We start from the raw sequence: 24,346 nt of genomic DNA, 5'->3' as shown, positions 1-24,346 counted from the left end.
GGGATCAAGGCCCACCAAGCCAGGTGGGAGCCAGAAGATCTATCTCTGGCTTGCGGTCTTGACCGCTTCACGTGCGCATGCTATGCTGCAACTAGGCAACGAGAAAAATAGATACAACTATTGAGACAGGCGCTGGTTCGGAGGAGAAGCATGCAGCAACATCGGCCATCTCACGTGATCTCTCAGGGAGCCAATCAGGGCGAGCCCAGAGGGAGCAGATGGCTTCGGACAAAGAAAGGCCGCCCAGAGGTCAAACCAGGATCAGTTACCGGAGCGGCAAGAGCCGGCCAGCGCTCAGCGAGGCGCCGCCTCTCGTTGAGAGCGGCCCTGGCGGTGGTCAGCGGGCGCGCCGCTGGGGCCTTAAGTCGCCGTCTCCGGCTCGGCGGCGGCACGAGCATTGTCGGCCTGGTAGCCCAACGCATCTATCCGGATATCATTCGCCACCTGGCCACCCAACTGGAACACGGAAGCGTCCTGGTCACAGGGACCAACGGCAAGACAACCACGAGCGGCTTCCTGGCCGCCATTCTGCGTGATGCGGGCCTGCGCGTCTGGCGCAACCGTGAGGGAGCTAACCTGCTGCGCGGCGTCGCCGGCGCTCTGGTGGTGCGTGCCCTCCCCAACGGCAACCTACGCCGCTCAGGCCAGGCCATCTCGGTCCTCGAGATCGACGAGGCAGTCATGCCGCAGGCCGTCCGCCTGTTAGAGCCGCGGGCCGCCGTCTTCGTGAATCTCTTCCGCGACCAGCTCGACCGCTATGGCGAGGTGGAAAGCGTGGCCTCGCTCTGGCGACAGACCGTCAAAGGGCTGCCAGAGACCACCACCCTGGTACTGAACGCCGACGACCCCACTACGGCCAGCCTGGGCGAACTGGCTCGCGGACCCGTCCTTTACTTCGGCCTGGAGGACCTGACGCTGGACGTGAGCGGCCAGGATGGTCGGGGATCACCAGGAACCTATCAGGCCGTGGATAGCCGTAGCTGCGTGCGCTGCGGCAGCGATTACCACTATAGCGCTCGTTTCTACAGCCACATGGGCCATTATCAGTGCCCACACTGCGGACTGGCCCGCCCATCTCCCAGCGTCCGCGCGCTTCAGGTGCGCCAGGATGGCTTCGATCGCCTGCGGGTGATGGTCGAGACGCCGACACAGCAGGGCGAGATTGTGATCCCCTTGCCCGGGCTGTATAATGTTTATAATGCCCTGGCCGCCATCGCCGCCGCCCAGGCTCTGGGAATTAGCTGGGAACCCATCGTTTCAGGGATCGAGCAATTCAAGCCCGCCTTTGGACGGGGCGAGCGCGTGCAGGTGGCAGGCCGTACCCTGCGCCTGCTGCTGGCCAAGAATCCTACCGGCTTGAATGAGGTGCTGCGCACGCTCTTCAGCGAGGGTACGCCGCGCCATGTACTTTTTGTACTCAACGATAATATCGCCGATGGCCGTGATGTCTCGTGGATCTGGGATGTGGACTTCGAACGCGCCAGGGGCCTGACCGCCAGTCTGACGGTGTCCGGCACGCGCGCTTTCGATCTGGCCCTGCGCCTTAAATACGCCGGCTTCGCTCCCGAGGAGATGATGGTCATCCCATCAATACCGCTGCGCACGCTACAGGAGCTGGCTGGCTCCCAGACAAAAGGACGGCGGAGCCGCGCCAGAGCCAGGCGCCAGCCATCGCCGCGCCAAGGAGCTGGCAGGGCGGCATCCTTTGCCGTTGAGGAGCAGACGGCTGGTCAGCAGACCCAGACTCCTCTATCTCCAGGCCACGGGCTGGCCACAGCGCTGGAGCAGGCGATCGAGCAGACTCCCGTCGGGGAGACGCTCTTTATCGTGCCAACCTACACAGGGTTGCTGGAGCTTCATCGCGAGCTGGAACGGCGAGGGCTGACGCCTCACTACTGGGAGGGACGAGAGTAGATGCATGGCAGGAACGAGGCCCGGCTGACGCTCACTCTGGGGCATCTCTATCCCGATCAGCTCAATTTATATGGGGACCGTGGCAATATTCTGACGCTAAAGCGTCGCTGTGAGCTGCGCGGCATCGAGCTACGTGTCGTGGGCCTGGGCATCGGCGACGCCCTGGCCCCCGATGAGTACGATCTGCTCTTCATCGGAGGCGGCCAGGACAAGGAACAGGCCCCTGTGGCCCAGGATCTCTTCGAGACCAAGGGGATCGGCCTGTGGGCCGCTATTGAGGACGATATGCCCGTGCTGGCGGTCTGCGGCGGCTATCAGTTGCTGGCTCACTACTATCGCCCAGCAGAAGGCCCCGATATGAAGGGGCTGGGAGTCTTCGATGCCTGGACAATCCATAAGGGTCCGCGCTCGCCACGCTGCATCGGCGACGTGGTCATTAGCTGGAACGGCATGACCGTCGTCGGCTTCGAGAATCACGGCGGACGAACCTACCTGGGTACCGCTCGCCCCCTGGGCAAGGTCCTCAAGGGCCACGGCAATAATGCCGAGGATGGTACCGAAGGGGCCGTCTATCGCAACGCCTATGGCACCTATCTGCATGGCTCGCTCCTGCCGAAGAACCCACACTTCGCCGACCACTTGATCGCTCTGGCGCTGCAGCGCAAGTACGGCCCCCGGCAGTTGACAGCCCTGACGACGCCATCAGGCCAGATCATGAACGGCTCTACGCCCACCCAGCTCGCTCCCGTGGAGAATCCCGCCACCCTGCTGCGGCCCCTGGACGACCGCCTGGAGTGGCAGGCCCACGCAGCGATCCTGGAACGCCTGGGCCTCTACGAGGAGGCCGCTACCGCCTTACGGCGCAGCGAGGCGGCGTAGAGGTTGCTTTGCTTGCTCTAGCATCGAGGATTGGGCCATTATGAGCTTTGATCGAACACTGGCTCGCTGCTCTTTCTGCGGTCGGCGCCCACCCGAGGTCAGACGGATGATAGCCGGGCCAGGCGCCGCTTATATCTGCGAAGCCTGCCTGCAGACCTGCAATGAGATCTTGCAGGACCCAAGGCCGTTCTCTCCCAAGGCCCTGGAGCTGGCTTCACGCCCCCCCGTGGTCGTCGCCGCCCCCCTGGAACCCCCCACCAGCAGCCAGGAAGAGCAGCCAGCTCCGCGCGAGGCCCTGCGTACATTAACTCTGGAGCTGGAGCAGAAGCAGCAGGATATGACGCTGATGCTCTACCAGATCCAGTTCTACACCCAGTACTTCGACCTGCATTACCTGTGGATCAGGCCACCGCTCACGCCCGGCTTCGCCTTCGTCCCACGGCTGATCTTCTTCCTGAAAGATAACCTGGGCCAGCAATGGAGCGGAGACCAGGGGGGAATGTTACTGGCGCGGCCCGAACTGGCCAGCGACCCGAACCACTCTGTCTACCAGGGACGGGCCCGCTTCCGCCCGCTTCCATCTCCAGAGGCCCATCGGCTGACTATCCGCGCCGCCGATCCTCTTGGGCAGTTCCAAGATCCTCCTCCGCGCCCCTGGCAGTTCGAGATCGCCCTTTAGCCAGACTCCGGCCCAGCGCCAGCGACAGGCTTGGCCAAGGCAGGGAGATGTCCAGGAAAGGCGGCGCTCTCAGACAAAGAAATAGCACATGGCTGAGGCGCAGCCTGCAGTGAAGAGACTGCCACCTCAGCCATGCTCTTGCCCTCTTGACAGGACTAGCCGCGCTTGCCTGCTATCCGCCCCCTGACTCCACTTTCTCTCAGACTGGCGCGACTCCCCCACTTCCTTCCAGCACTCCCGGGCCTACCTCCGTCAGGCCCTCTGTCATAGCCCTCTTAGCCGCTCCTGCGCCGACCAACCTGGCGCCTGACCTCCCTTGCGAGAACAGAACAGGCAAAGAACAACCCTGGCCATAGAGACCCGACCAACCGGGAAGGCAGACGGAGACTACTCAAGAGCGGGGATCAATAGGCCATAGCCACCCTTCTCCAGGCGATACATGACGTTCACGCTGTTGGTGGCCTCGTTTACAAAGGGATAGAAGGGAAGACCCAGAGCCTCCATCTGGAGAATCGCCTCTTTGTCGCTCATCGGCTTGGTGGGCAGACTGCGGATCTCTTTGATCCTGGCCCACAACGCTTCGTTCTGCTCCTCGCTCAGACGAGCGGGAACAGCCAGATCTTCCGCTTCTTCAGCCTCCTCCTCCCGCGCCGCCGTCACCACCGATCCCATCTCCCCCTCAAGCAGCGAAAGCCGCCCCGAGCGCGCCAACGCCAGCACCTTAACGGGTGGACGCTGATGACGACGCGCAGTGGTCTGCCGATCTTTCTGACGGCAGAACTGGGCAAGCAGCTTGCTCAAAGCCTGGTCGAAGGCCGCGGTGGCTTTGGGAGCGCTGACTTCACTGCGCAGAACAGGCGTTGTTCCAGTCAGCAGGACCTGGACCGTGTAGCGATCCTGGGCGCTGCGGGTGTGCTCCTCTGCGATGGTCACCTCGAGACGAACGGCACTGCTGCGGGGAGAGATGAGGCGCGTCAGCTTGTGAGCCTTGCGCTCGATGTGCTGCCGCAGACGAGGCATAACCTCCATCTGCTTGCCTTTGATGATAATCTGCATAGCTTCTGACTCCCTCTTTCCAAGGCCACAACACCAGTCGGTCCAGGCGATCTGCTGGCGCCTGGGCTAAACGCAGGAGAGCCGACCCCAACCGTGGGCGCAGTTGGGTCCAGCCCATTATATCACTCAGCAGACTCCCGTGACCAGGACTCTCCGGCCCGCCCAGCTTTCATGAAAAAGGTGTTATGAAATCACGGCCTTCCAACAACAGATGCACGCCCAAACGATGAACAAATTTTCATCTATGGAGGTCCTGAATTCATAAAATGTTCATCCATTGCTGTTAAGCTAGAGATAGCGTTGCGGCAATTCTGTACAGTGGAATGAAGGAAGGGGAGTGGCTTTCATGGCGCAGATTCCGAGCGATCACCATGTTACCTATCAGCTCCAGTACCGCAAGTGCGGGAAACCGACCTGCAGCACCTGTCGCGAGGGCCAGGGACATGGCCCCTACTGGTATGCCTACTGGCGCGAAGGATCACGGCTGCGCTCGGGCTATGTAGGGAAGGAGCGGCCGGAGGGGAACGAGTTTGCTGTGAGGGAGAAAAAGCGCTCCTCGCGCCGGCGACGCCAGGAAGGTCAGGCGCGCCGGGGAAACACTCGCCTGTCTCTGGTGCTCGCGCTGAGCTAGAGGAAGGCGCGGCCCAGAGCACGACAGATCAGGCAGCGAAAGTCCAGGGACAGTCAGGGCCAGCCTCTCCTACATGAGGCCACACGGCCAGACGGGGCCGGTCTTCCTCCTTGCGGATTGCGGATACCAGCCGAGGGCCAGGGCGCGGCTCCCGCCGGCGAGCCAGGCTAGCCGCGGCCAGCAAGGCTTCACCGTCTCTGTCGCCACTTCTGCTTCTGTGATAGAATCATCTCGACAGTATTCTACCCAGAGTTGGGAGCTGCGGGATGAAATGTCCATATTGTGGCGGCACCGAGTCCCGAGTCAAAGACTCGCGCGATATCGGCGATGCAATCCACAGGAGACGTGAGTGCGAACGCTGCAAAGGGCGCTTCAGTACGTACGAGCGGGTCGAACCATCCCACCTGATGGTCATTAAGCGCGATCAGCGCCGCGAGCCTTTCGATCGGCAAAAGCTCTATATCGGCATCCGCAAAGCCTGTGAGAAGCGGCCCCTTCCCGTCGGGGAAATCGAGAGCGCCATCGACGAGATCGAGCAAGAGCTTTATCGCATGGGCCGGCAGGAGGTACCCAGCAGCGTGATCGGTGAGCTGGTGATGGAACGCTTGCGCCGCATGGATAAAATCGCCTACATCCGCTTCGCAAGCGTCTACCGCTCCTTCGGCGATGTCGAGACGATGTTCGAGGAAATCCAGCAGCTGCTCAATCGCGAGAAGGCCGAATAAGCCTGCCTCAGCGCTTATCCCACCTCCCTCACGACCCGAGCAGCACCGTCCGCTGACAATCGGAACCGACGGAACCGTCGCCGTGGCAGGAAGACCCGGGCTTTCTTCCTACCTATCGCGCTGATCTGCTCTCCCCGGGTGGGGATTGCCTGTCTTTGCCCTGGAAACCACGTCCCCGCTTCGGCCGCGCCCACGACGCTGATGGATTGGGGGACTCTGGCCCCTCCCTTGCCCCTGCCTGCTGTCTGTCACCTGCTGTCTCTCGCCTCATTCCTTCCCCCTCACTGGCCTCTGCTTCAGCCCCAGGCCGGTCCCCCGTTCTCTTCTCGGCCCGCATCAACCACACTGCGCTCCCCGGCTTCCGCCTCAGTGCTCCGCCAGGCGCCCCTCCGCTTTGCGCAAGCGACGGCTGAGCACGCTCAGCAGCTTGAGCGCAATCTCTGGCTGCTGTCGCAGCACGCTCCGAAACTCCCAGATAGGCAGAATGATGGCTGTGGTCTCTTCATCGGCCACGACACTGGCCGAGCGCGGAAGATCATCCAAGAGCGCCATCTCTCCCAGCACTTCCCCGGGTCCTGCCGTTCCGATTACTTCCTCCGCCCGATCGGGATCGTTGGCCTGGATAATGCTCACTCGCCCCGCGGTGATGATGTAGAGGCCAGTCCCCGTATCGCCCTGATGAAAGAGGGCTGTGCCGCGACTGTAGTGCCTTTCCTGGAGACTCCTGGCGATAGCTTTCAGTTCCTTGTCGCTCAGGCTCGAAAATAAGCTCACCTTTCTTAAGACGTCTTCATACATTGGAAATAGCTCCTCTTGCAAGATCGACTCGCTACCCGAGCAGGCGCCTGCCACGCTTCCATCGTTTTGGCCCGGATGTATTGTACCACAGCGACTCAGCCTTGTCCCCTTTTTGACTTTCTGCCAGCGACGCACTACAATAAGTGGGACGACTGTTCATCCAGGAAGAAACCAAGGCCCGAGCCACTGGCTAGAGAGATCAGAGTGCCATGACAACTCAAGATATCTCCGTGGCCCATCAGCGGCTCCGTGAGGGAGTTGATGCTCTCAATGAGGGCAAACTTGATAAGGCCGCCGAAGCTTTCAGCGATGCCGAGGTGCGCTTCCGCCTGGCCGGCGATTATCGCCACGCCGGCGATAGCCGCATGCTGCTCGCAGAGGTCCAGCAACAGAATAATCTCATCGATAGCGCCATCATCAGCTACTCGCGCGCTCGCAATTATTATCGTCAGGCCGAGCAGCCCCTCAGCGAGGCGGCTGCCACGATGGCCCTGGGGCATTTGGAGCGGCAGCGGGCCCATCTCGATCTGGCTCAGCAGGCTTACGAGGAGGCCAGCGCTCTCTACCAGCAACAGCGCGCTGTCAGGGGACAGGGCAATGTCTGGCTCGCTCTAGGGCATCTGGAGCTTCAGCGCGGCCATATCGCCCAGGCTGCCGCTTATTATCAACAGGCGGTGGCAGCTTTTCAGGAGGCGGGCGAGGCGATTACGGAGGCCGACGCCCGCCGCAGCTACGGCGATACCTGTCGGCTTGAGGGAAAGTTTGCAACGGCAGAAGAAGCTTATCGGCAGGCCCTGGCCGTCTACGAGGCGCAGCGCGATCACTATGGGGCGGTCGATGCTCTGAATGGCCTGGCCCAGATCTGTCTGGAGCAGTGGCGGCTGGCCGAGGCCGCCGATCTTTTCGGTGAGGTGATCCGACGCTCCCTGGAGCTGGAGTATGAGCTGGGGCAAGCCGATGGCAACCTCGGTCTGGCCGCCGTCGCCCTGGCCAACAATCAGCTCGAACAGGCTCTGGCCAGCGCTCAACGCGCTCAGCAGGTCTATGAGAATCAGCGTAATGCCCTGGGGCTTGCTCAGGCCCTGCGCCTGTTGGGCGAGATCAATCTTCGCCGCGGGCAGTTGGCTTACGCCAGCTCGCAGGTACAGCGCTCCCTGCGTACTTATCAGGCGCTGGCGCGTCGTCCCGGGACGGCAGAGGCTCAGCTCTGTCTGGCCGAGATTCTGCGACGACGCGGTCAGCTAGAGCGGGCCACAGAAACGTTCTCAGCGGCCCAGCGGCAGGCCCATCTTTCAACCAATCCGCTCCTGGCAAGTCAGGCGCTGCTGGGTCTGGGTGAGATTCACCGCCAGCGCGGCCAGCCTTCCCGCGCTCACGAACTCTACGAGGAGGCTGCCAGACACGCCGCCCAGCTAGCCGAGCCGTTCCGCTCCTATGGGCTGGCCGAGGCCGCCCTGCGTCAGGCCCGGCTGGCAATTGCCGGTGGCTCGCTTCAGGCCGCCTGGGAGCAGCTCACGAGGGCGCGCCCGGGCAGCGAGTCCGGGCCGCAGCATGCTCGCCTTGTTCCGCTACTGGCCCTGACCGAGGGCGAGTGGTATCTGACGGTTGGCGAGTTTACGCGGGCCGAGGGCCGCTTTAGTGAGGCCCGTCAGCAGGCCGAGGTACTTCAGGAGCCGTTGCTGGCCGCTGAGGCGCTGCTAGCCCTGGCCCGTACCTACCTGGCCCGCAGCGAGCTGCAGGCGGCCCTGTTGACCTACAGCGAGGCCGAACGACAGTTCCAGCAACTGGAGAATCCGGTCGGCACGGCTGCCGCTACCCTGGGGACCGCTCAGGTCCTGATCGGCCAGCAGCGCTGGTCAGAGGCCATTGAACGCTGCGAGACGGCGCTGAGAGGCTTCGAGCAGGGCGAGGATCTGGCCGGCCAGGCCGAGACACTGCTGGCCCTGGGCCTGGCTCGCCGCAACAGTGAGCAGCTCGACGAGGCCTGGACAAGCCTCGAGGCCGCCCTCCAGCTCTATCAGCAGCAGCGTTTGCCCCTGGGTGAGTCGGATACGCGCTACGAGCGCGCCGGGGTGCTGCTGGCACGCGACCAGCTCTCCGAGGCCGCCGGAGAGCTACAGCAGGCCATCAACCTGGTGGAACAGGTGCGCCAGTCGCTGCCCCAGCCTGAGCAGTGGACCGCTCCTTTTATGCGCCAATATGCCCCTCTCTATGCGCAGGCCGCCATTACTGAGGTGCGCTTGAATCAGGAACAGCAGGCCCGCGCGCTGCTGGAGTCGTATGTGCGCCTTGCCGGTCCATCTGAGCTGCTCGAGCAGCTCAAAGCCTATGAAGAGAGTATTCCTACTGGGGGGGACTTGAGTGAGGAGGCCCTCAGCGCCAATAAAGATTTGCTGAAACGCCTCCGCCAGCTTCGCAAGGGCCTGGCCTAATTGATAGCCAGGCCCACCCGCTCCCGCCGGCACGGTAGGCTGGCCAGGCCGACTCTACCAGAACACAGAGAGGGCAGCCCAGCAGAGCAGAAGTCAGAGACGAGAGGTCAGGCCGATACCTTGCCAGGGGAGTCCAAACGCCTTATTATCTAGCTAGCAAGACAAGAGTAGCACAGGCCACGAGCAACGGGAGGAGACTATGGATTTGCGCTTCTTGCGTGGTGACCCCCAGGCACCCAAGGGACATGCGATCTTTTTTGCCCGCAGCAGCGAGGATGAGCGGCGCCTCTTCTACACCTACTGCGTGGTGCCGCCTCTCCCGCTATCCCTGGCCAGATATCTGCCTTCGATCCTGGCGGCTCATCTGCCCATGGATGAGCCAAATGTGCAGGTGATGCCCATCCCTCCGATGCTTGAGGAGCTAGAGTCAGGGAGAGATCTCGATTATCTGCAGGTCCTGGCCCAATACCGCGATGATGATCTCTGCGAACTGGGGGCAATCCACCCACGCGATGAAGCGGCCAAGATGCAGTTGGCGGCTCAGGCTTGCCAGGAGTATGGCCAGCTCTATCTGAACTACAGCGCTTCCTTTGAGCAGAGCGCCAGCCGCCTTTCTCCAAAGGATGAGCTGCCCGCTCTGGACGACCTGGACCCAGAGGAGCTGCTCTTTCAGACGATGACGGACCGCCAGCGCCTGGCAGAGCTGGGGAAACTGGTTGGGGTGGCTCGCTACGCCCTGGAAGGCAACGACGCCCATCTTCTGCAGGAAACCCGCCAGAAGATGCAGCGCATCGTGCGACTCCTCCCCGAGAAGTACAAGGGCAGCGCCCTCATCACGGCAGCCTGCGATGCGGGCAAGCATTCAGCCCGTATCGCTGAGCTATACCTGGAGCGCGCTTACAAGCTTCTCGATGAGGAATACGCCGAGATTCCGCGCATTGAACAGGCGATCCGCGAGCTGCAACAGTCCGCTTGATGCGCGCCTTTCTTTCTTCTGCCCCGAGCCTTCCCGGCCTACGCCAGCGCCCCAGCGCCGCAGGGTCACGGGTCAGAGGCTGGTCCGTCTCCTCCCTCTGTGGCTTCGCTTCCCTCTCTCTGTTCTTGTTCGCTTGAAACGGTATAGTAGATACTATAAATGTAATGGAGATATTTTATGGCATCAGTCGGCATGAGGGTTGATCTCTCGGAGCTGGTTGAGGCCGCGGCGGCTGCCGATGCGTCGCGCCTGGCCAGCGTGACCCGGGAGTTGGTTCATGGCAAAGCAGATATCGATGTCTTGATCGGGCGCGTTGGGATGATCGCCGCTCATGGCGACCCCGAAGGACACACGGTGCTGACGCTCACCGCCGCCAGTGTCCTGAGCCGCTGGCTGCATGCCTACGATCATCTGGTAGGCGAGAGCCTGGAGAACCGCTTACGTCCGTTGCCGCTGCTGGTCCAGGCGCTATGTGCGGCCAGTGCCGCTGTGCGCGCAGGGCGTGACAGGCAGCCGACCTACCCCCGGCCTTACTATCCCAGCGAGCTGCCTGAAGGAAAGAGCGTCGGCACGCTGATGCGTGAGGCTATCTATCACAACCAGGCCGAGCTAGCTGAGCGGCTCCTCTTGGGTCTCTATGCCACCGGCGCCGACTACCGGACAATGCAGGCCCGCACCTACGAGGGCCTGGCTATGACCTTCCATCAGGCGGGCCATCCCTTGATGTTCGCGGTGCGCGGCTACCAGTTGCTCGATCCCGTAGAATGGGGAGACCGGGCCCCCAATATTATTCACTGGTTGGCTCCTCACCTGCCCGTCAGTAGCGAGGAACCGGCCTGGGTTGGAACGGTGCGCGACTTTATCGCTCAGCATCAGGGGGACTTCGAGCTGATCCGCCGACGCATCTCGCCGCCGCGCAATGAGCGCGCCCTCCCTCTGCGGGGGCTGCTGCTGAGCGATGCCGGCCCGGCCCAGGTTTGCCAGGCCGTTCATGAGGCCCTCATTCAGGGCGCGGCCTCGCCACGCGCGGTCGGCTCGGTTATTTCCCTGGCCGCCGCCGATATTCTGCACCAGATCGGTGACGAGGATCGGAACGCTTTTATCCAGGCAGCCCACGGCCTCCTGTACGCCGCTGCCGTTCGCCTGGTCTTTGCTCAGGTACAGGATATCGAGGTGGTCCCGCTGCTCTTCACCTCGGCTGTCTTTGTGAATGAGCTGCGCAAGAATCTGGGTCTGGTCAGCGGCCAAGCTCAGCATAGCGCTCCCCACATGCACGTCGGCGGCGGCTTGCTGGCCCCTGCTCTGCTGGAGACGCTCCAGGGGGAGTTGGAGGCGCGCGATCTTGAAGGTGCCTATCTGGCCGCCCGCCGCTATCTCAACCTTGGCTATGAGCCGAAGCCGCTTTTTGCCACGATCGGGCTGGTCGCTGCTCAGGCGGATGCCGCCGCCGACCAGGGCCATACGCTGCAGATCGTGCAGGCGGCAGGCGAAGAGTTCATGGGCTGGCCCAGCGATCTGAGTGAGACCGATCTAAGCGTCTTCCTGCGCGCCGCGCTGCGAGCCGCCGCCCTGGCCCCACGCAATACGCTGGCCTCAGATCGCCAGATGGGATAGTTTAGCAGCGGAAGAGCAGATGGGTTCGCACAGGCTTCTCTACGAGGCAGGTGCGAGGTCGCTAGCCGCTTTATCTCTTCTTTGCAGCCAGAAGCCGGGACACCAACAGCCAGTCCTGCACGGCAAGCAGGTGGGACAGAGGGAGGAAGATAGACAGGGTGAGCCAGCCGAGCAGGACCGCTCTGTGTTCCGGCTTTTTTCCTCTCTTCTCACAACGCCCACAGTCCGGAAGAGCGGAGAAAAGAGGCGCTAGACAGGAGAGGCGTCAGGCCAGCGACTCAACTCTCAGGAGATGCTTTTCCCTCTGCTCTGCGTTCTTCCTTTAGATATCCTCCGGGCTACTCTCCGGCGCAACGATTCTGCAGGAGCATAGATAGGATGATGAGTCAGACCGATCGGCAGAAGCTTCAGAAGAAGAAGGGCAGGACCCTTCAAGAGAGCCTGATGAGCGCGCTCACTCTGCTGGCCCTTATGCTGGTCTTGGCTGCCTGCCAGATTGGCACCCGCCAGCCCCACCTGGTGAAGGCCCCGGCCAGCAAGCAGATCTATCGCGAGCCGCAGATTGGTCTCTCCGATTATACTACCCTTGATCCGGCCCTGGTAACCGATCCCTCGGCGATCCGAGCCGTTGAGCTTATCTTTACAGGGCTGGTCCAGCTTGATGACCAGCTACAGGTTCGTCCCCAGCTCGCCAGCTCCTGGACGGTCTCTAGCGACGGCCTAAGCTGGACCTTCCACCTGAAGCCGAACTTGAAGTTCAGCGACGGCACTCCCTTGACCGCTCAAGATGTGGCCTACAGTCTCGATCGCGCCCTACAACCGTCGACACGCTCGACGACGGCCCCTCTCTATCTGGCCCTCTTGCGCGATGCCGACAAGTTGCTGAGCGGCACCATCCCTACTCTGATCGGCGATAGTATCCTGGTACCAGACAAGCAGAGCGTGGTCCTGGTCACGCGCCAAAAAGCTCCCTATTTCCTGGCCATGCTGACCAACCCCTGCTCTTTTGTCGTTGAGCGGCGCCTGGTTGAAAAATATCATAGCAATCTTAGTGATCATTTGACGGAGGGCGGCGGGGCCGGCCCCTTCAAGGTGGCCCGCTACGTCCACGGCCAGGAAATCGACTTTGTCCCTAACGCCTACTACTACGGCGCCAAGCCCCAGCTCGGTCGCATCATTTTCTCTTTCTATCGCCAGGCGAGCGACGCCTATCACGCTTACCAGAATGGCCAGGTCGACCTGACCAGCGTTCCCCTGGCCAGCTACGCCAGCGATAAGAAGCGGGCAGACTTTCACCAGGTTCCTCAGCTATGGATTAACTACTATACGATGAACTATCTTGTGAAGCCCTTCGACAATATCCATATCCGTCAGGCTTTCGCTCTGGCGATCAACAAGGTCGCCATCGCCGAGCAGGTCTGGAAAGGCACGGTACAGCCGACAAACCATATCGTGCCGCAGGGCATGCCCGGCTATAACCCCAGATTGACCGGTCCTGACGGTAGCCAGAATCTGACCGGCAACCCGGCGAAGGCTCGCCAGCTCCTGGCTCAGGGCCTGCAGGAAGAGCACCTGTCGAGCCTGCCACCTATCAAGCTGACCTATGCCACAGGGCTGAGTACCCTGGATCAGGAGGCCAACGCTCTTATAGCGATGTGGCGTCAGAGCCTGGGCGCCACCGTCACTCCCGACCCCGTCGACTATAATACTCTGTTGAGTCGCGTGACGGCAGCCACCAGCAACCCCAATGGCCTGCAGATGTGGGGCCTGGCCTGGGTCGCCGAGTATCCCGACCCTCAAGACTGGCTCTCGGCCCAGTTCGGCCAGGGCGTCCCCAACAATAATATGAACTATGGTCAGAATGTCAGCAGTGATGCTGCTATGCAGCAGCTCGTACAGAAAAAGCTACAGGAGGCCGATAGTACGCTGGACACAGCCGCTCGCCTGCGCCTTTACCAGGAGGCCGAGCAGCAGCTCGTCAACGATGTCGCCTGGCTGCCGTTGGAGCAGGTAGACGCGGTCTTTCTGCGCAACCCGCTGGTGGTGGGCTTTAAGGACAATGCCATGAACCTTATCCCGCCCGACGACTGGGCCAACATCTACGTCGTCGAAAGCCAGTCGTGACCGGCTGGCCTCTTCTTACCTGGTCCTGAAGGGGGGACCGAAGGAGCGCGGCAGGACCCAGGAGCTGGCCAGCCGCAGGACACCTCTCCGGTGCGCTGTCTTGAGAGACAATTGCCAGCGTCTGGTTTTTGCCGCGGCTCCTTCCAGCTCCTTCATACATACCTCCCCCGTGCCTGGTCGCGCGATCCAGGCCCATCAAGGCCCAATTTGCCTGGTATCTTGCGCTCCGCAGGCATCGCTCGCCTCGATGGTCCTCCTTTCCTACTCTCTCTTCGTTCGCTTGCTCCCGGCAGAGGGGCTCCGTATGATAACAGCGATGGTGGTGCCAGACTTCGGATGCTGCTTGCCATCTTAAGCTTAATGAGCTGCCAGCCCAGAGCAAGCCAGACGCCTTCCACAACGCTCCTTTTCGCCCTGACGCCGCCAGCCACAGCGGCAGCCCGCAGTCAGGCGGCAGGCTATCCACCACCAGGCACCGCCCAAGCGGGATACCTCGGGGAATGGCCTCCCATTGTGCTGCTTGATCAGGTGGCTGGCGAGCTAGCTCGTTGGTTGGTTGGTTGGTCGGTTGGTCGGTCGGTCGGCTGGTTGGTTTTGTTCGGCTGGCGGGCAGGCAAGACTATCCAGCAGCAGACGAAGTGATCTCTAGCCACGTATGGCAGCTTGCTTTCAGCAGCGATGGAGAAGCTTCCTATGTCTACCCAGCAACGTACGAGCGCAGCAGGCTTTGTAGCGCTGCTTTTCCTTCTGACTGTTCTGCTGGGCGCCTGCGGAGGCGGCAGCTCCGGCAATACGCTCTCCGCCCGCAAAGCTCCGCTCAGCCAGCAGATCTTCGTGGAGCCGGAGCGTGGGGTTCCGGACCTGAAAACCTTTGACCCCGCAAAGGCTTTCGACGTGCCCTCAGTCACAGCCATCCAGATGGTCTTCACTGGTCTGGTCTCGCTAGATAAGAACATGATCGTCCGTCCTCAGCTTGCCAGCTCGTGGACGGTCTCGCCCAACGGCCTCACCTGGACCTTCCACCTGAAGCCGAATCTGAAATTCAGCGATGGCACCCCATTGACCTCAATGGATGTCGCCTATAGCCTGGACCGTGCCCTGCAGCCTGCCCTACGCTCCACTACAGCCCTCACCTATTTGGGCGTCATTAAGGATGCTGACCGGCTGGCCCAAGGGAAGATCCGTACCATCATCGGCGACAGCGTCCTGACGCCGGACCCCGAAACGGTTGTGATCCTGGCTCGCCAGAAAGCCACCTATTTTCTCAATGCCCTGACCTATCCCTGTTCCTACGTTGTCGAGAAGAAGCTGATCGACAAGTACGGAGATAATTGGACCGATCACCTACAAGAGGGGGGAGGAGCCGGCCCCTTCACAGTCAAGGAATATACCCACAGCAAGCGTATCGTCTTTGTTCCCAACTCCAACTACTACGGTCCCAAGCCTCAGCTACAGCAGGTGATCTTTCCCTTCTACCAGGACACAGACACGGCCTACAAAGCCTATCAGGCCGGTCAGGTTGACATCACGATCGTGCCCAGCCAGCAGGTCGCCCGCGTTCGCAACCGACCAGAGTTTCACCTGATCCCGCAGCTGTGGATCAGATACTACGGCATGAACTACCTGGCCAAACCCTTCGACAGCATCAACATGCGGCGGGCCTTCGCCCTGGCCCTCAATAAAGACGAGCTGGTGCACGCCATCTGGAAAGACGTTCCCATTCCCACCAACCACATTATTCCCCTGGGAATGCCGGGCTATAACCCGAACCTGCGCGGTCCAGACAACACAACCAGCACGCGCGGGAACCCTCAATTGGCACGCCAGTATTTCCAAAAAGGTCTGCAAGATGAGGGCCTCAGCAGTGCCTCCCAGCTTCCGCCCATTACGATTACCTACTCTGCCGGCGATCAAGACCAGGCCAGGGAAATCACCGCCGCCATTCAGATGTGGCAGAACGTGCTGGGTGTGAGGGTCAGAGGCGAGGCTATGGAGTTCAATCAAATGCTGGCCGAGCTATCCAACACCGCCGGTAACCCCCAGGGCCTGCAAATGTGGGCCATCGGCTGGGTGGCCGACTATCCTGATCCTCAGGACTGGACAACGCTCCAGTTCGATGCTGGTTCCCCCTACAATCAGGTGAACTATGGCCAGAACAACTCGTCAGATCATCTGCAGCAACAGGCCACCCAAAAGCTGCTAGAGGTCGCCGATACGCTGCCGGACTCCAATGCTCGCCTGCAGGCTTATCAGAACGCCGAACAGCAGCTTGTCAACGACGTGGCCTGGCTACCCATCACTCAGGTACGCAGCGCCTACGTAGTCAAGCCCTACGTGCAGGGCTTCACTCTGGATGCTCAACTGCAGATGCCTCCTGACGACTGGTCACAGGTCTACATCAGCGTCCACTGAGGCCCGGCCTCGGGCAGGTGCAGCCAGCCAGCCAGCCAGCACAGACCACGTGACGGCTGGCTGCCCTGGCCGGGCCTCCAGGGATCTACTGGTCCTGCGCTCCTCCTCCCCCCCGATCTTCTCCGCCTTCCTTCTCGCGAGCCTGCAGGGAGACTGAGAGATCCGCTTCCGACAAGACGTAGTAATAATGTCTTTAACCTGAACAGGGTTAAAGCCCACCTACTACCAGGGGTGACTCAGCTACTCTGGGTGCCAGCGCAACCTATAGGGCAGCGGTCCTTCTTACCGTCCAGCCCTAAAGAAGGGACTGTTCTCTTCGCGTGCCGTGTTTCATTGGTAACACCGCACGTATCCTGTTTTTTGGATCGGTCATTCTTCCCTCGGCGGCCTCCGCCCGGCAAAGGAGTCCAGGGGGAACTTGAACGTTGGCAAAGCTACCACCAAGCAGCACCTTCCCGCCGCTGAGCGGGCTGCTGCAGTGGCTGGCGTTCAACTCACAGGAGGAGCACGATCCATGTCCGCGCTACGCAAGAGAACCTACCCTGTGGGCCTAGCCCTCACCTTCCTCTGTATCGTAGCGTTTCTGCTGACCGCCTGTGGTGGCGGAACATCAACGACTTCCACGGAGAAAGCCCCAGCCAGCAAACAGGTCTTTATCTATCCAGAGGCCGGCGTCAGCGACATAGCGACCTTCGATCCCGGCCTCTCGACCGATCTCTACTCGATCCAGGCCATCGATATGGTCTTCACCGGCCTGGTGCAGCTCGATAACAACCTGACCGTTCAGCCGCAGCTAGCTGCCTCCTGGGAGACCTCGGCTGATGGTCTGACCTGGACCTTCCATCTGCGTCCCAACCTCAAATTCAGCGACGGCACTCCTCTCACTTCGGCAGACGTAGCCTACAGCATCGATCGCGCCTTGCAACCAGCAGAGCACTCGACCACGGCCCCCATTTACCTGGCGCTGATCAAAGATGGCGACCTTCTCCAGAAAGGCAAGATCAAGACCATCATCGGCGACAGCATCCAGACTCCTGACCCGAATACCGTGGTCATTACTATTAAAAAGAAGGCCGCTTACTTCCTGGACGCCCTGACCTACTCCTGTTCTTACGTTGTCGAGAAGAAGCTGATCGATAAGTACGGGTCCTCCTGGACCGACCACCTCGACGAAGGCGGCGGCGCCGGCCCCTTCAAGGTCCAGTCCTACCAGCACAGCAAGCAGATCGTCTTTGTTCCCAACCCCAACTACTACGGCCCCAAGCCCCAGCTGCAGAAGGTCATCTTCCCCTTCTATAAGCAGGCTGATACCGCCTACAAGGCCTATCGCGCCGGGCAAGTCGATGAAGCCGGCGTTCCGAGCGCCAACATCGATCAGGCCCGCAAAGGGAACGACTTCCACCTGGCCCCCCAGCTGTGGATCAACTACTATACTATGAACTATCTGGTTAAGCCCTTTGACAGCATTAACATGCGTCGGGCCTTCGCCCTGGCCATTAACAAGGACGAGATCGTTCACGCTGTCTGGAAGGATATCTACATTCCCACCAATCACATCGTGCCCAAAGGCATGCCGGGCTATAACCCGAACCTCAAAGGGCCAGATGGCACGACCAGCACCGCAGGGAACCCAACCCTGGCCAAGCAGTACCTGCAGGCCGGCCTCAAAGATGAAGGGTTGACCAGCGTCTCGCAGCTGCCAACGATCACCCTGACCTACCCCAGTGGCTCCGCCGATGCCGATCGGGAGGTCGCCGCTTTGACCCAGATGTGGCAGAGCGTGCTCGGCATCACGGTCAAAGTCCGCGCTGAGGACTTCAACAAGCTGCTCGACGACATTGTCTCAGCAACGAACAACCCTCACGGCCTGCAGTTCTGGGGCATCGCCTGGATCGCCGACTATCCTGATCCGCAGGACTGGCTTACCCTGCAGTTCGACGCCGGAGTGCCGAACAACAATATGAACTACGGCCAGAACCATAGCCCCGATGCCGCACAGCAGCAGGCTACTCAGAAGCAACTGGAGCAGGCCGACGCCATGCCTAACGGCCCGGCTCGCTACCAGGTCTACAATCAGGCTGAGCAGCAGCTCGTCAACGACGTCGCCTGGCTGCCGATGGAGCAGGTCCAGGCCGCCTATGTGGTCAAGACCTATGTCCACGGCTTCTTCTACAATCCACAGCAGCTGATTCCACCCAACTACTGGTCGCAGATCTACATCACTCAGCACTAACTGACAGAGCCAGCGCTGGTATCCACAAGCCAGGAAGAGAGCAGCCGGTAAGAAGCGGTACTACAGCCAGTCAGGTAGCTGGTCCGCCCGCCCGGTAGAGAAATCTCTCGGAGCGGAGCCTGATGGCGCGGGAGTCAAAGCTCTCCCATACCAGGCTCCGCTCCCCTCTTTTTCTCCTACCTCTCTCCCTCCAGCCCTTGACCTGGCCCCAAGCGCTCCTTATAATAACCCTGGCTGTTCGTCTGTCCGTTTTTCTTTCTTCCCTACCTGTTTCCTTGCTTGACTCTGCCAAAGCACTGCCGTCAGACCGGTCGCTTCAGGCCAGCGTCCAACCGCAGGTCGCTCACCAGCTCAGCCCGACAGGAGCGAGTTGACGGTGGGAAATTGTTCTACGAGCATGTGAGCAAAGCAGACAGGCGAGCGTAATAATATGATGGCAGAAGCACAACCTCTAGCTTGACAAGCCTGATAGCGCTCCTTAAAATAAGGGACAAGATCCGTCATGTAACGTCTGTTGTCCGCTACAGTCCAGATCCATCTATGAGAGGGTGCCATTTCATAGATCTTCCACCTCTGGCGGAACGTGACATGGGTACACTTGTCCGCGAGGGAGGCAGGGGGCAGGTGCAGAGCGAGATAGCAAGGGAGCATAGAGAGGCTTGAGGAACGTCTCCTTCTCGTCAAGCGAGCGCTGACAGGACAGTAAGGGGCTTAGCATGATACAGTTTCTGATCAAGCGCCTCATAGGCTTAGTCTTCGTGGTGATTGGAGTCACCTTCATCACCTTCATCATGGGCTATTTTGCCCCGGGCGATCCCATCCGCACCATGCTAGGCGAGCACTTCTCTCCCCAGCTTTACGCGCAGCTGAAGCATGCCTACGGATTGGATTTGCCCTGGTATCAGCAGTACTGGAACTTCCTCGTCCACCTGGCCCATTTTGACTTTGGCTACTCCTTCAAGACACAGGGACGTCCGGTCTGGGACATTCTCCGGGACGGCGTGCCGGTTTCTATGGAGCTGGCTCTCTGGGCCCTGGTCATCTATCTGCTCATCGGGGTACCCGTAGGGATCATCTCCGCGCTCAAGGCCAATACCTGGGTGGACACGCTCAACATGGGCATCATGCTGGTTCTCTACGCGATGCCCATCTTTGTCTTCTGCGTCCTGGTGCAGGTGCTGATCGTTTTCATCGACCAGGAAACGGGGGCCGGCTGGCCGGTAGCCAACTGGGGCGAACCCTGGCACTACACCTGGAGCGACATCCAATTTAAGCTTGCCCCCGTGCTTGTCTTCGGTCTAGCCGGGGCCGCCTACTTCGCGCGTATCACTCGGACAAGCATGTTGGAAGTGATGCGCCAGGATTACATCCGTACGGCCCGCGCCAAAGGGCTATCCGAACGCCTTGTCATCTATCGGCATGCCTTGCGCAATGCCCTGATCCCTCTGATCACTGTGACAGGCGTCACGCTGGGCTTTACCATTACAGGAGCTTTCCTTATCGAGAACATCTTCAACATCCCAGGCATCGGCACTATCACCGTCTCTTCCGTGCTTGACCGCGACTATCCGGTAATTCAGGCGACTACTGTGCTGTTGGCCGTCGGGGTCGTGCTGGGCAACCTGCTGGCGGACATCGCCTACACGCTGGTCGACCCTCGCATCAAGCTTGAATAGGAGGCCTAACCAATGGATATGCGTGACCGAGAGATTCAACCAGCCTCCCCCCTGATTGCCCCGGACACGAACCTGATGGTGCCAGCTGAGCCGGAGTTGCTCGTCGAGACGCCTGGGGTGATTCCCGAGACCGAAGGACCCAAGGAGCGCAAACCGGTCTCACCGCTGCGCGAATCGCTGCGGCGCCTGCGTCGCGATACGCGCGCTATGGTCAGCCTGGGCGTGATCCTCTTCATGGTGCTGCTGGCGATCGTTGGACCTTTCATCTACCAGCATCTTGGAGGGATTTACGACAGCCCCGACAATGGGCCAATTCCTGCAACGGTCTATCGCACCTTCTACCACCAGGAGCTGAGCCACCAGGATGAATTGCCATCTGCTCAGTACTGGTTGGGCACCGACGACCTGGGACGCGATATTCTGGCGCGCCTGATGCAGGGCCTGCTCGTCTCTATCAGCGTAGCGGTGTTGGTGGAGTTGATCGACATTACCATGGGCATCCTGGTCGGTGTCCTGGCCGGCTACTTCGGCGGCTGGATCGATCAAGTCCTGGCCCGTCTCACGGACATCATTTTCGCCTTCCCGGGCCTGCTGTTCATCATCCTGCTTACCGGGATCTTTGGCACCTGGGCAGACACCACTCTGAGCAACGTCCCTATCATCGGTCCCAACGGGAACGCCCGCCTGCTGCTGGTCTCCGGAGCCCTGGCGCTCGTCTCCTGGCCTTTGATGGCCCGTCTTGTGCGCGGACAAACGCTTCAGATCAAGGAACAGCAGTTCATCGAAGCGGCCCGCACCGCCGGTAGCAGCAACTTCAAGATTATCTGGCGCCACATTATTCCAAACCTGTTCAGCATCGTTGTCGTGGCCGCCACGCTCGATATCTCCAACACCATCATCGGGGAGGCAAGCATCAGCCTGTTGGGCCTGGGTGTACAGCAACCCGGTTCCAGCCTCGGGCTGATGATCTCCGAGGCCAGCAATGCCGTCGATACTCATCCCTGGGAAGTCCTTGTCCCATCGCTGGCTCTGGCCATCCTGGTACTGGCCTTCTCCTTCCTTGGCGATGGCCTGCGCGATGCTTTCGATCCTCGCACCAAAGACTAAGCGAACCATGCAAGAGCGGAGCATACACCCATGCCAGAAAATCTGCTGGAAGTGAATAATCTCAAAACCTACTTCTTCACCCGCAGCGGCGTCGTCAGGGCCGTGGACGATGTTTCCTTCACTATGCGGCCCGGTGAGGCCCTGGGAGTAGTAGGAGAAAGCGGCTGTGGCAAGAGCGTGACGGCGCTTTCTATCATCCGCCTGATCGCTTCGCCGCCGGGCAAGATTGTCGGGGGTGAGATCCTCTTCAACGGCGAGAATATCCTGGAGAAGAATAACGAAGAGATGACCGAGCTGCGCGGCAGCAAGATCTCGATGGTCTTCCAGGACCCGATGACCTCGCTCAATCCGGTCTTCACCATCGGCTACCAGATCGCCGAGACGGTGAAGCGTCACCGCAAGGGCATCTCGAACGACCAGGCCTGGCAGCGGGCCGTCGAGATGCTCGATCTGGTCCGTATCCCCGATGCCCGCCGACGAGCCAAAAGCTACCCCCATGAGTTCAGCGGCGGCATGCGCCAGCGCGTTATGATCGCCATCGCTCTGGCCTGCAACCCGCAGCTCCTGATTGCCGACGAGCCGACCACGGCCCTCGATGTGACCATTCAGGCCCAGATTCTCGAACTCATGAAGGGCCTGGCCAAGGAGTTCGGCACGGCCCTGATGCTGATCACCCACGATCTGGGCGTGGTAGCCGGGACCTGTGAGCATGTGATCGTGATGTACGCCGGCCACGTTGTCGAGTCGGCCCCGGTACGCCAGATCTTCCAGACGCCAGCCCACCCCTACACCGTCGGACTCCTGCAGTCGATTCCTCGCCTGGACGAGAAGCGCGGCACGCGCCTGACTCCCATCCCCGGGCAGCCCCCCGACCTCTCACGCGATATCGTCGGCTGCCCCTACGCACCGCGCTGCCCGCGGGTCCAGGCTCGCTGCCGTCAGGAACGGCCAGAGTTGAAGCCGGTAGGCCGCGGTGAGCAGCTCGCCGCTTGCTTCTATCCTAGCTAGTCAGGGAGAGGGAGAAGGACGCTATGGCACAACAGCAGATGGCGACCTCGACCGCCACCGGAACGACGCTGGTCGAGGTGAAGGGTCTGAAGGTCCATTTTCCAATCAAGGGCGGCCTCTTCAATCGTACGATCGCCCACGTGAAGGCCGTCGATGGCGTCGATCTGTCGATTCGCCGCGGCGAGACGCTCGGCCTGGTGGGCGAGAGTGGCTGCGGCAAGTCGACCACCGGACGCGCTATTCTGCAGCTGATCAAGCCAACTGAGGGAAGCGTCAAGCTGAACGGGGTTGAGCTGACAAAGCTGCCGCCCTCTGAGCTGCGCAAGAAGCGCGCCGAGATGCAGATGATTTTTCAGGACCCCTTCGGCTCGCTCGACCCGCGCTTTACCGTGGGACAGATTATCGCCGAGCCGCTGGAAAATTTTAAGCGTGGGAATGCCCGCGAGATCCGCGAGCAGGTGGCCCACCTGTTAGAGGTTGTGGGACTCAACCCCTACTATGTGAACCGCTTCCCCCACGAGTTCAGCGGCGGCCAGCGCCAGCGTATCGGTATTGCCCGCGCCCTGGCGCTGCGTCCCTCCTTCATCGTCGCCGACGAGCCTGTGTCGGCGCTCGATGTCTCTATTCAGGCGCAGGTTCTGAATCTTCTCCAGGACCTGCAGGCCGAGTTCGGTCTGACTTATCTGTTTGTTGCTCATAACCTTTCGGTGGTGAAGCATATCAGCGATCGCGTTGCGGTGATGTACCTGGGACGGGTCGTTGAGCTGGCCAACAGTGAGAAGCTCTATGAATTGCCGCTGCACCCCTATACACAGGCCCTGCTCTCGGCGATCCCCGTGCCTGATCCCGAGGTAGAGGCCCGCCGCAGGCGCATCATCCTGGAAGGCGACGTCCCCAGTCCGGTCAATCCACCTCCGGGCTGCAACTTCCATCCACGCTGCTGGAAAGCACAGCAGGTCTGCCGCGAGGTGACGCCGCCGCTCGAAGAGAAAGAGCGCGATCACTACGTGGCCTGCCATTTCCCAGGCTAAGCTGAGCAGTGCTGAGCGCTGTTAGACTAGAGCTTGCGGCCTCTTACCTCTTGTGAGGCCAGATCAGCCCCGATAGCGCCCAGCTCAAGAGGGGAGACAGGCCTCCCCTCATAGGCAAGAGAGGGAGCCCGCTGCCGTTCGGTCTTACCCAGACAGATAGGGATAAGATGAGAACAGGCGCTCCCTCTCTTTTCTTCAACAAGAGCGCAGAGGACACGCCGCTTTCCTCCCTGATGGCGTTAACGAGCAGGCAATGGCCCGATGGGGTTACGGGAAGGAGAGAGAGAAGGCCAGAAAACGATGAAGAGATGGGGAGGGGAGGGAAGGGAAGGGAAGGGACAGCGAGACGGACGAAAGAGGCAAGGGAGAAACGAGCCGCAGGAAGCAGGGAGACCGCTGCGGCCCCTCCGGGGCGCACACCCCAGGAGCGCCGCAGGTTCCCCCAGTCTGTCAGTCTTGATTGCGCAGCTCCAACTGCTTAATGCGCAGAAGGAGACGCAAGCGAGCAGCAAGATGACGTGCATCAACTGGCTTCACAACGTAATCGTCGGCTCCGGCAGCGAATCCATCGATTTTATCCTGTACCGTCATCTGCGAGCTGAGGATCATCACGGGGAGATGACGCAAGGAAGACTGGCCCCGCACAAAGCGACAGAGGTCGAGGCCATTCTCGTTGCCCAGCACGATCTCGCAGATCAGCAGGTCAGGTGGCTCCTCGAGCAGGCAGCGACGAGCTTCTTCCAGCGAAGAGGCACAGCGGACGGTAAACATATGCTCCAAGGCCTGCCTGATACGGCCCTGGACATGCGGATCGTCATCAACGAAGAGCACCCGCGGCAATTGCGCTGTCCTTGGTTCACGAGCCATGAGACGGATAGATAGCATCTTCGATCAGCAATTACATGAAATAAATGTTCAAATAGCAAGAGAAACCAAAACCGACACGGAGAGAGGGAGACAGAGAGCGCGGCGCACCTCCCGCGACCATCTTTCTCCTTCCCGGCCAGTGAAGAGTGGCTCAGGCCCCTGGCAGAAAAAGGCAAGCCTGACA

At 60.7% G+C, this 24,346-nt stretch carries 18 protein-coding genes; 15 read left to right on the top strand and 3 right to left on the bottom strand.

The features are described from left to right. Nucleotides 1-315: 315 nt before the first annotated feature. From ACFMO7_RS06030 to ACFMO7_RS06020, 3 genes are read left to right on the top strand one after another with little or no spacing between them, the layout of a single operon-like run. Nucleotides 316-1,914 carry a MurT ligase domain-containing protein gene (locus tag ACFMO7_RS06030; RefSeq protein ID WP_376794613.1) on the top strand — a complete coding sequence of 533 codons (1,599 nt, stop codon included), beginning with the start codon at nt 316-318 and terminating at the stop codon, nt 1,912-1,914. 24 nt (nt 1,915-1,938) lie between these two features. After that, nucleotides 1,939-2,793: a type 1 glutamine amidotransferase gene (locus ACFMO7_RS06025; protein ID WP_376794625.1), complete on the top strand. Its 855-nt coding sequence runs from the start codon at nt 1,939-1,941 to the stop codon at nt 2,791-2,793. Nucleotides 2,794-2,833: 40 nt separating this feature from the next. Beyond that, nucleotides 2,834-3,472, top strand: coding sequence for a ClpX C4-type zinc finger protein (locus ACFMO7_RS06020; RefSeq protein ID WP_376794612.1), 639 nt, complete (start codon nt 2,834-2,836; stop codon nt 3,470-3,472). Between the two features lie 387 nt (nt 3,473-3,859). Here ACFMO7_RS06020 and hpf read toward each other — a convergent pair whose 3' ends face one another. Then, entirely contained in the window at nt 3,860-4,528 is a 669-nt protein-coding gene (gene hpf / locus ACFMO7_RS06015; protein WP_376794611.1) for a ribosome hibernation-promoting factor, HPF/YfiA family, read from the bottom strand. Between the two features lie 346 nt (nt 4,529-4,874). On the opposite strand from hpf, the gene ACFMO7_RS06010 reads away from it, so the two are divergent. Together ACFMO7_RS06010 and nrdR are read left to right on the top strand one after the other, a co-directional pair. Beyond that, entirely contained in the window at nt 4,875-5,159 is a 285-nt protein-coding gene (locus tag ACFMO7_RS06010) for a DUF6788 family protein (protein ID WP_376794610.1), read from the top strand. A gap of 266 nt (nt 5,160-5,425) precedes the next feature. Continuing rightward, nucleotides 5,426-5,884: a transcriptional regulator NrdR gene (gene nrdR / locus ACFMO7_RS06005; protein ID WP_052888556.1), complete on the top strand. Its 459-nt coding sequence runs from the start codon at nt 5,426-5,428 to the stop codon at nt 5,882-5,884. 366 nt (nt 5,885-6,250) lie between these two features. Here the strand turns inward: nrdR and ACFMO7_RS06000 are convergent, their stop codons facing one another. Then, complete coding sequence (locus tag ACFMO7_RS06000) at nt 6,251-6,682, bottom strand: cyclic nucleotide-binding domain-containing protein (RefSeq protein ID WP_376794609.1); 432 nt, start codon at nt 6,680-6,682, stop codon at nt 6,251-6,253. 209 nt (nt 6,683-6,891) lie between these two features. On the opposite strand from ACFMO7_RS06000, the gene ACFMO7_RS05995 reads away from it, so the two are divergent. The 10 genes from ACFMO7_RS05995 to ACFMO7_RS05950 all read left to right on the top strand — a co-directional run bounded on the left by ACFMO7_RS05995 (nt 6,892) and on the right by ACFMO7_RS05950 (nt 23,295). Then, entirely contained in the window at nt 6,892-9,114 is a 2,223-nt protein-coding gene (locus tag ACFMO7_RS05995) for a tetratricopeptide repeat protein (protein ID WP_376794608.1), read from the top strand. 199 nt (nt 9,115-9,313) lie between these two features. After that, a complete protein-coding gene (locus ACFMO7_RS05990) occupies nt 9,314-10,090 on the top strand; it encodes a hypothetical protein (RefSeq protein WP_376794607.1) in 777 nt (258 codons plus the stop codon). Between the two features lie 177 nt (nt 10,091-10,267). After that, entirely contained in the window at nt 10,268-11,704 is a 1,437-nt protein-coding gene (locus ACFMO7_RS05985; protein ID WP_376794606.1) for a hypothetical protein, read from the top strand. Between the two features lie 378 nt (nt 11,705-12,082). Next, nucleotides 12,083-13,828: an ABC transporter substrate-binding protein gene (locus tag ACFMO7_RS05980; protein WP_376794605.1), complete on the top strand. Its 1,746-nt coding sequence runs from the start codon at nt 12,083-12,085 to the stop codon at nt 13,826-13,828. A 693-nt stretch (nt 13,829-14,521) separates the two neighbouring features. Next, nucleotides 14,522-16,240 (top strand): ABC transporter substrate-binding protein, encoded by a 1,719-nt coding sequence (locus ACFMO7_RS05975; RefSeq protein ID WP_376794604.1) that lies wholly within the window; start codon nt 14,522-14,524, stop codon nt 16,238-16,240. 514 nt (nt 16,241-16,754) lie between these two features. Beyond that, nucleotides 16,755-18,473 carry an ABC transporter substrate-binding protein gene (locus ACFMO7_RS05970; RefSeq protein WP_376794603.1) on the top strand — a complete coding sequence of 573 codons (1,719 nt, stop codon included), beginning with the start codon at nt 16,755-16,757 and terminating at the stop codon, nt 18,471-18,473. A 716-nt stretch (nt 18,474-19,189) separates the two neighbouring features. Continuing rightward, nucleotides 19,190-20,149 carry an ABC transporter permease gene (locus tag ACFMO7_RS05965; RefSeq protein WP_376794602.1) on the top strand — a complete coding sequence of 320 codons (960 nt, stop codon included), beginning with the start codon at nt 19,190-19,192 and terminating at the stop codon, nt 20,147-20,149. Between the two features lie 12 nt (nt 20,150-20,161). Next, entirely contained in the window at nt 20,162-21,256 is a 1,095-nt protein-coding gene (locus ACFMO7_RS05960) for an ABC transporter permease (RefSeq protein ID WP_376794601.1), read from the top strand. Between the two features lie 30 nt (nt 21,257-21,286). Continuing rightward, nucleotides 21,287-22,264 (top strand): ABC transporter ATP-binding protein, encoded by a 978-nt coding sequence (locus ACFMO7_RS05955; protein WP_376794600.1) that lies wholly within the window; start codon nt 21,287-21,289, stop codon nt 22,262-22,264. Nucleotides 22,265-22,287: 23 nt separating this feature from the next. Beyond that, nucleotides 22,288-23,295, top strand: a complete 1,008-nt coding sequence (locus ACFMO7_RS05950; RefSeq protein ID WP_376794599.1) for an ABC transporter ATP-binding protein — start codon at nt 22,288-22,290, stop codon at nt 23,293-23,295. A 450-nt stretch (nt 23,296-23,745) separates the two neighbouring features. Here the strand turns inward: ACFMO7_RS05950 and ACFMO7_RS05945 are convergent, their stop codons facing one another. Beyond that, nucleotides 23,746-24,162, bottom strand: a complete 417-nt coding sequence (locus tag ACFMO7_RS05945) for a PleD family two-component system response regulator (RefSeq protein ID WP_376794598.1) — start codon at nt 24,160-24,162, stop codon at nt 23,746-23,748. Nucleotides 24,163-24,346: the final 184 nt, after the last annotated feature.

The sequence above is a fragment of the Thermogemmatispora sp. genome, assembly GCF_042408735.1.
GTDB lineage: Bacteria > Chloroflexota > Ktedonobacteria > Ktedonobacterales > Ktedonobacteraceae > Thermogemmatispora.
Note: the sequence above shows the minus strand (reverse complement) of the source record. Positions and strands in the feature narration are given on the sequence as shown.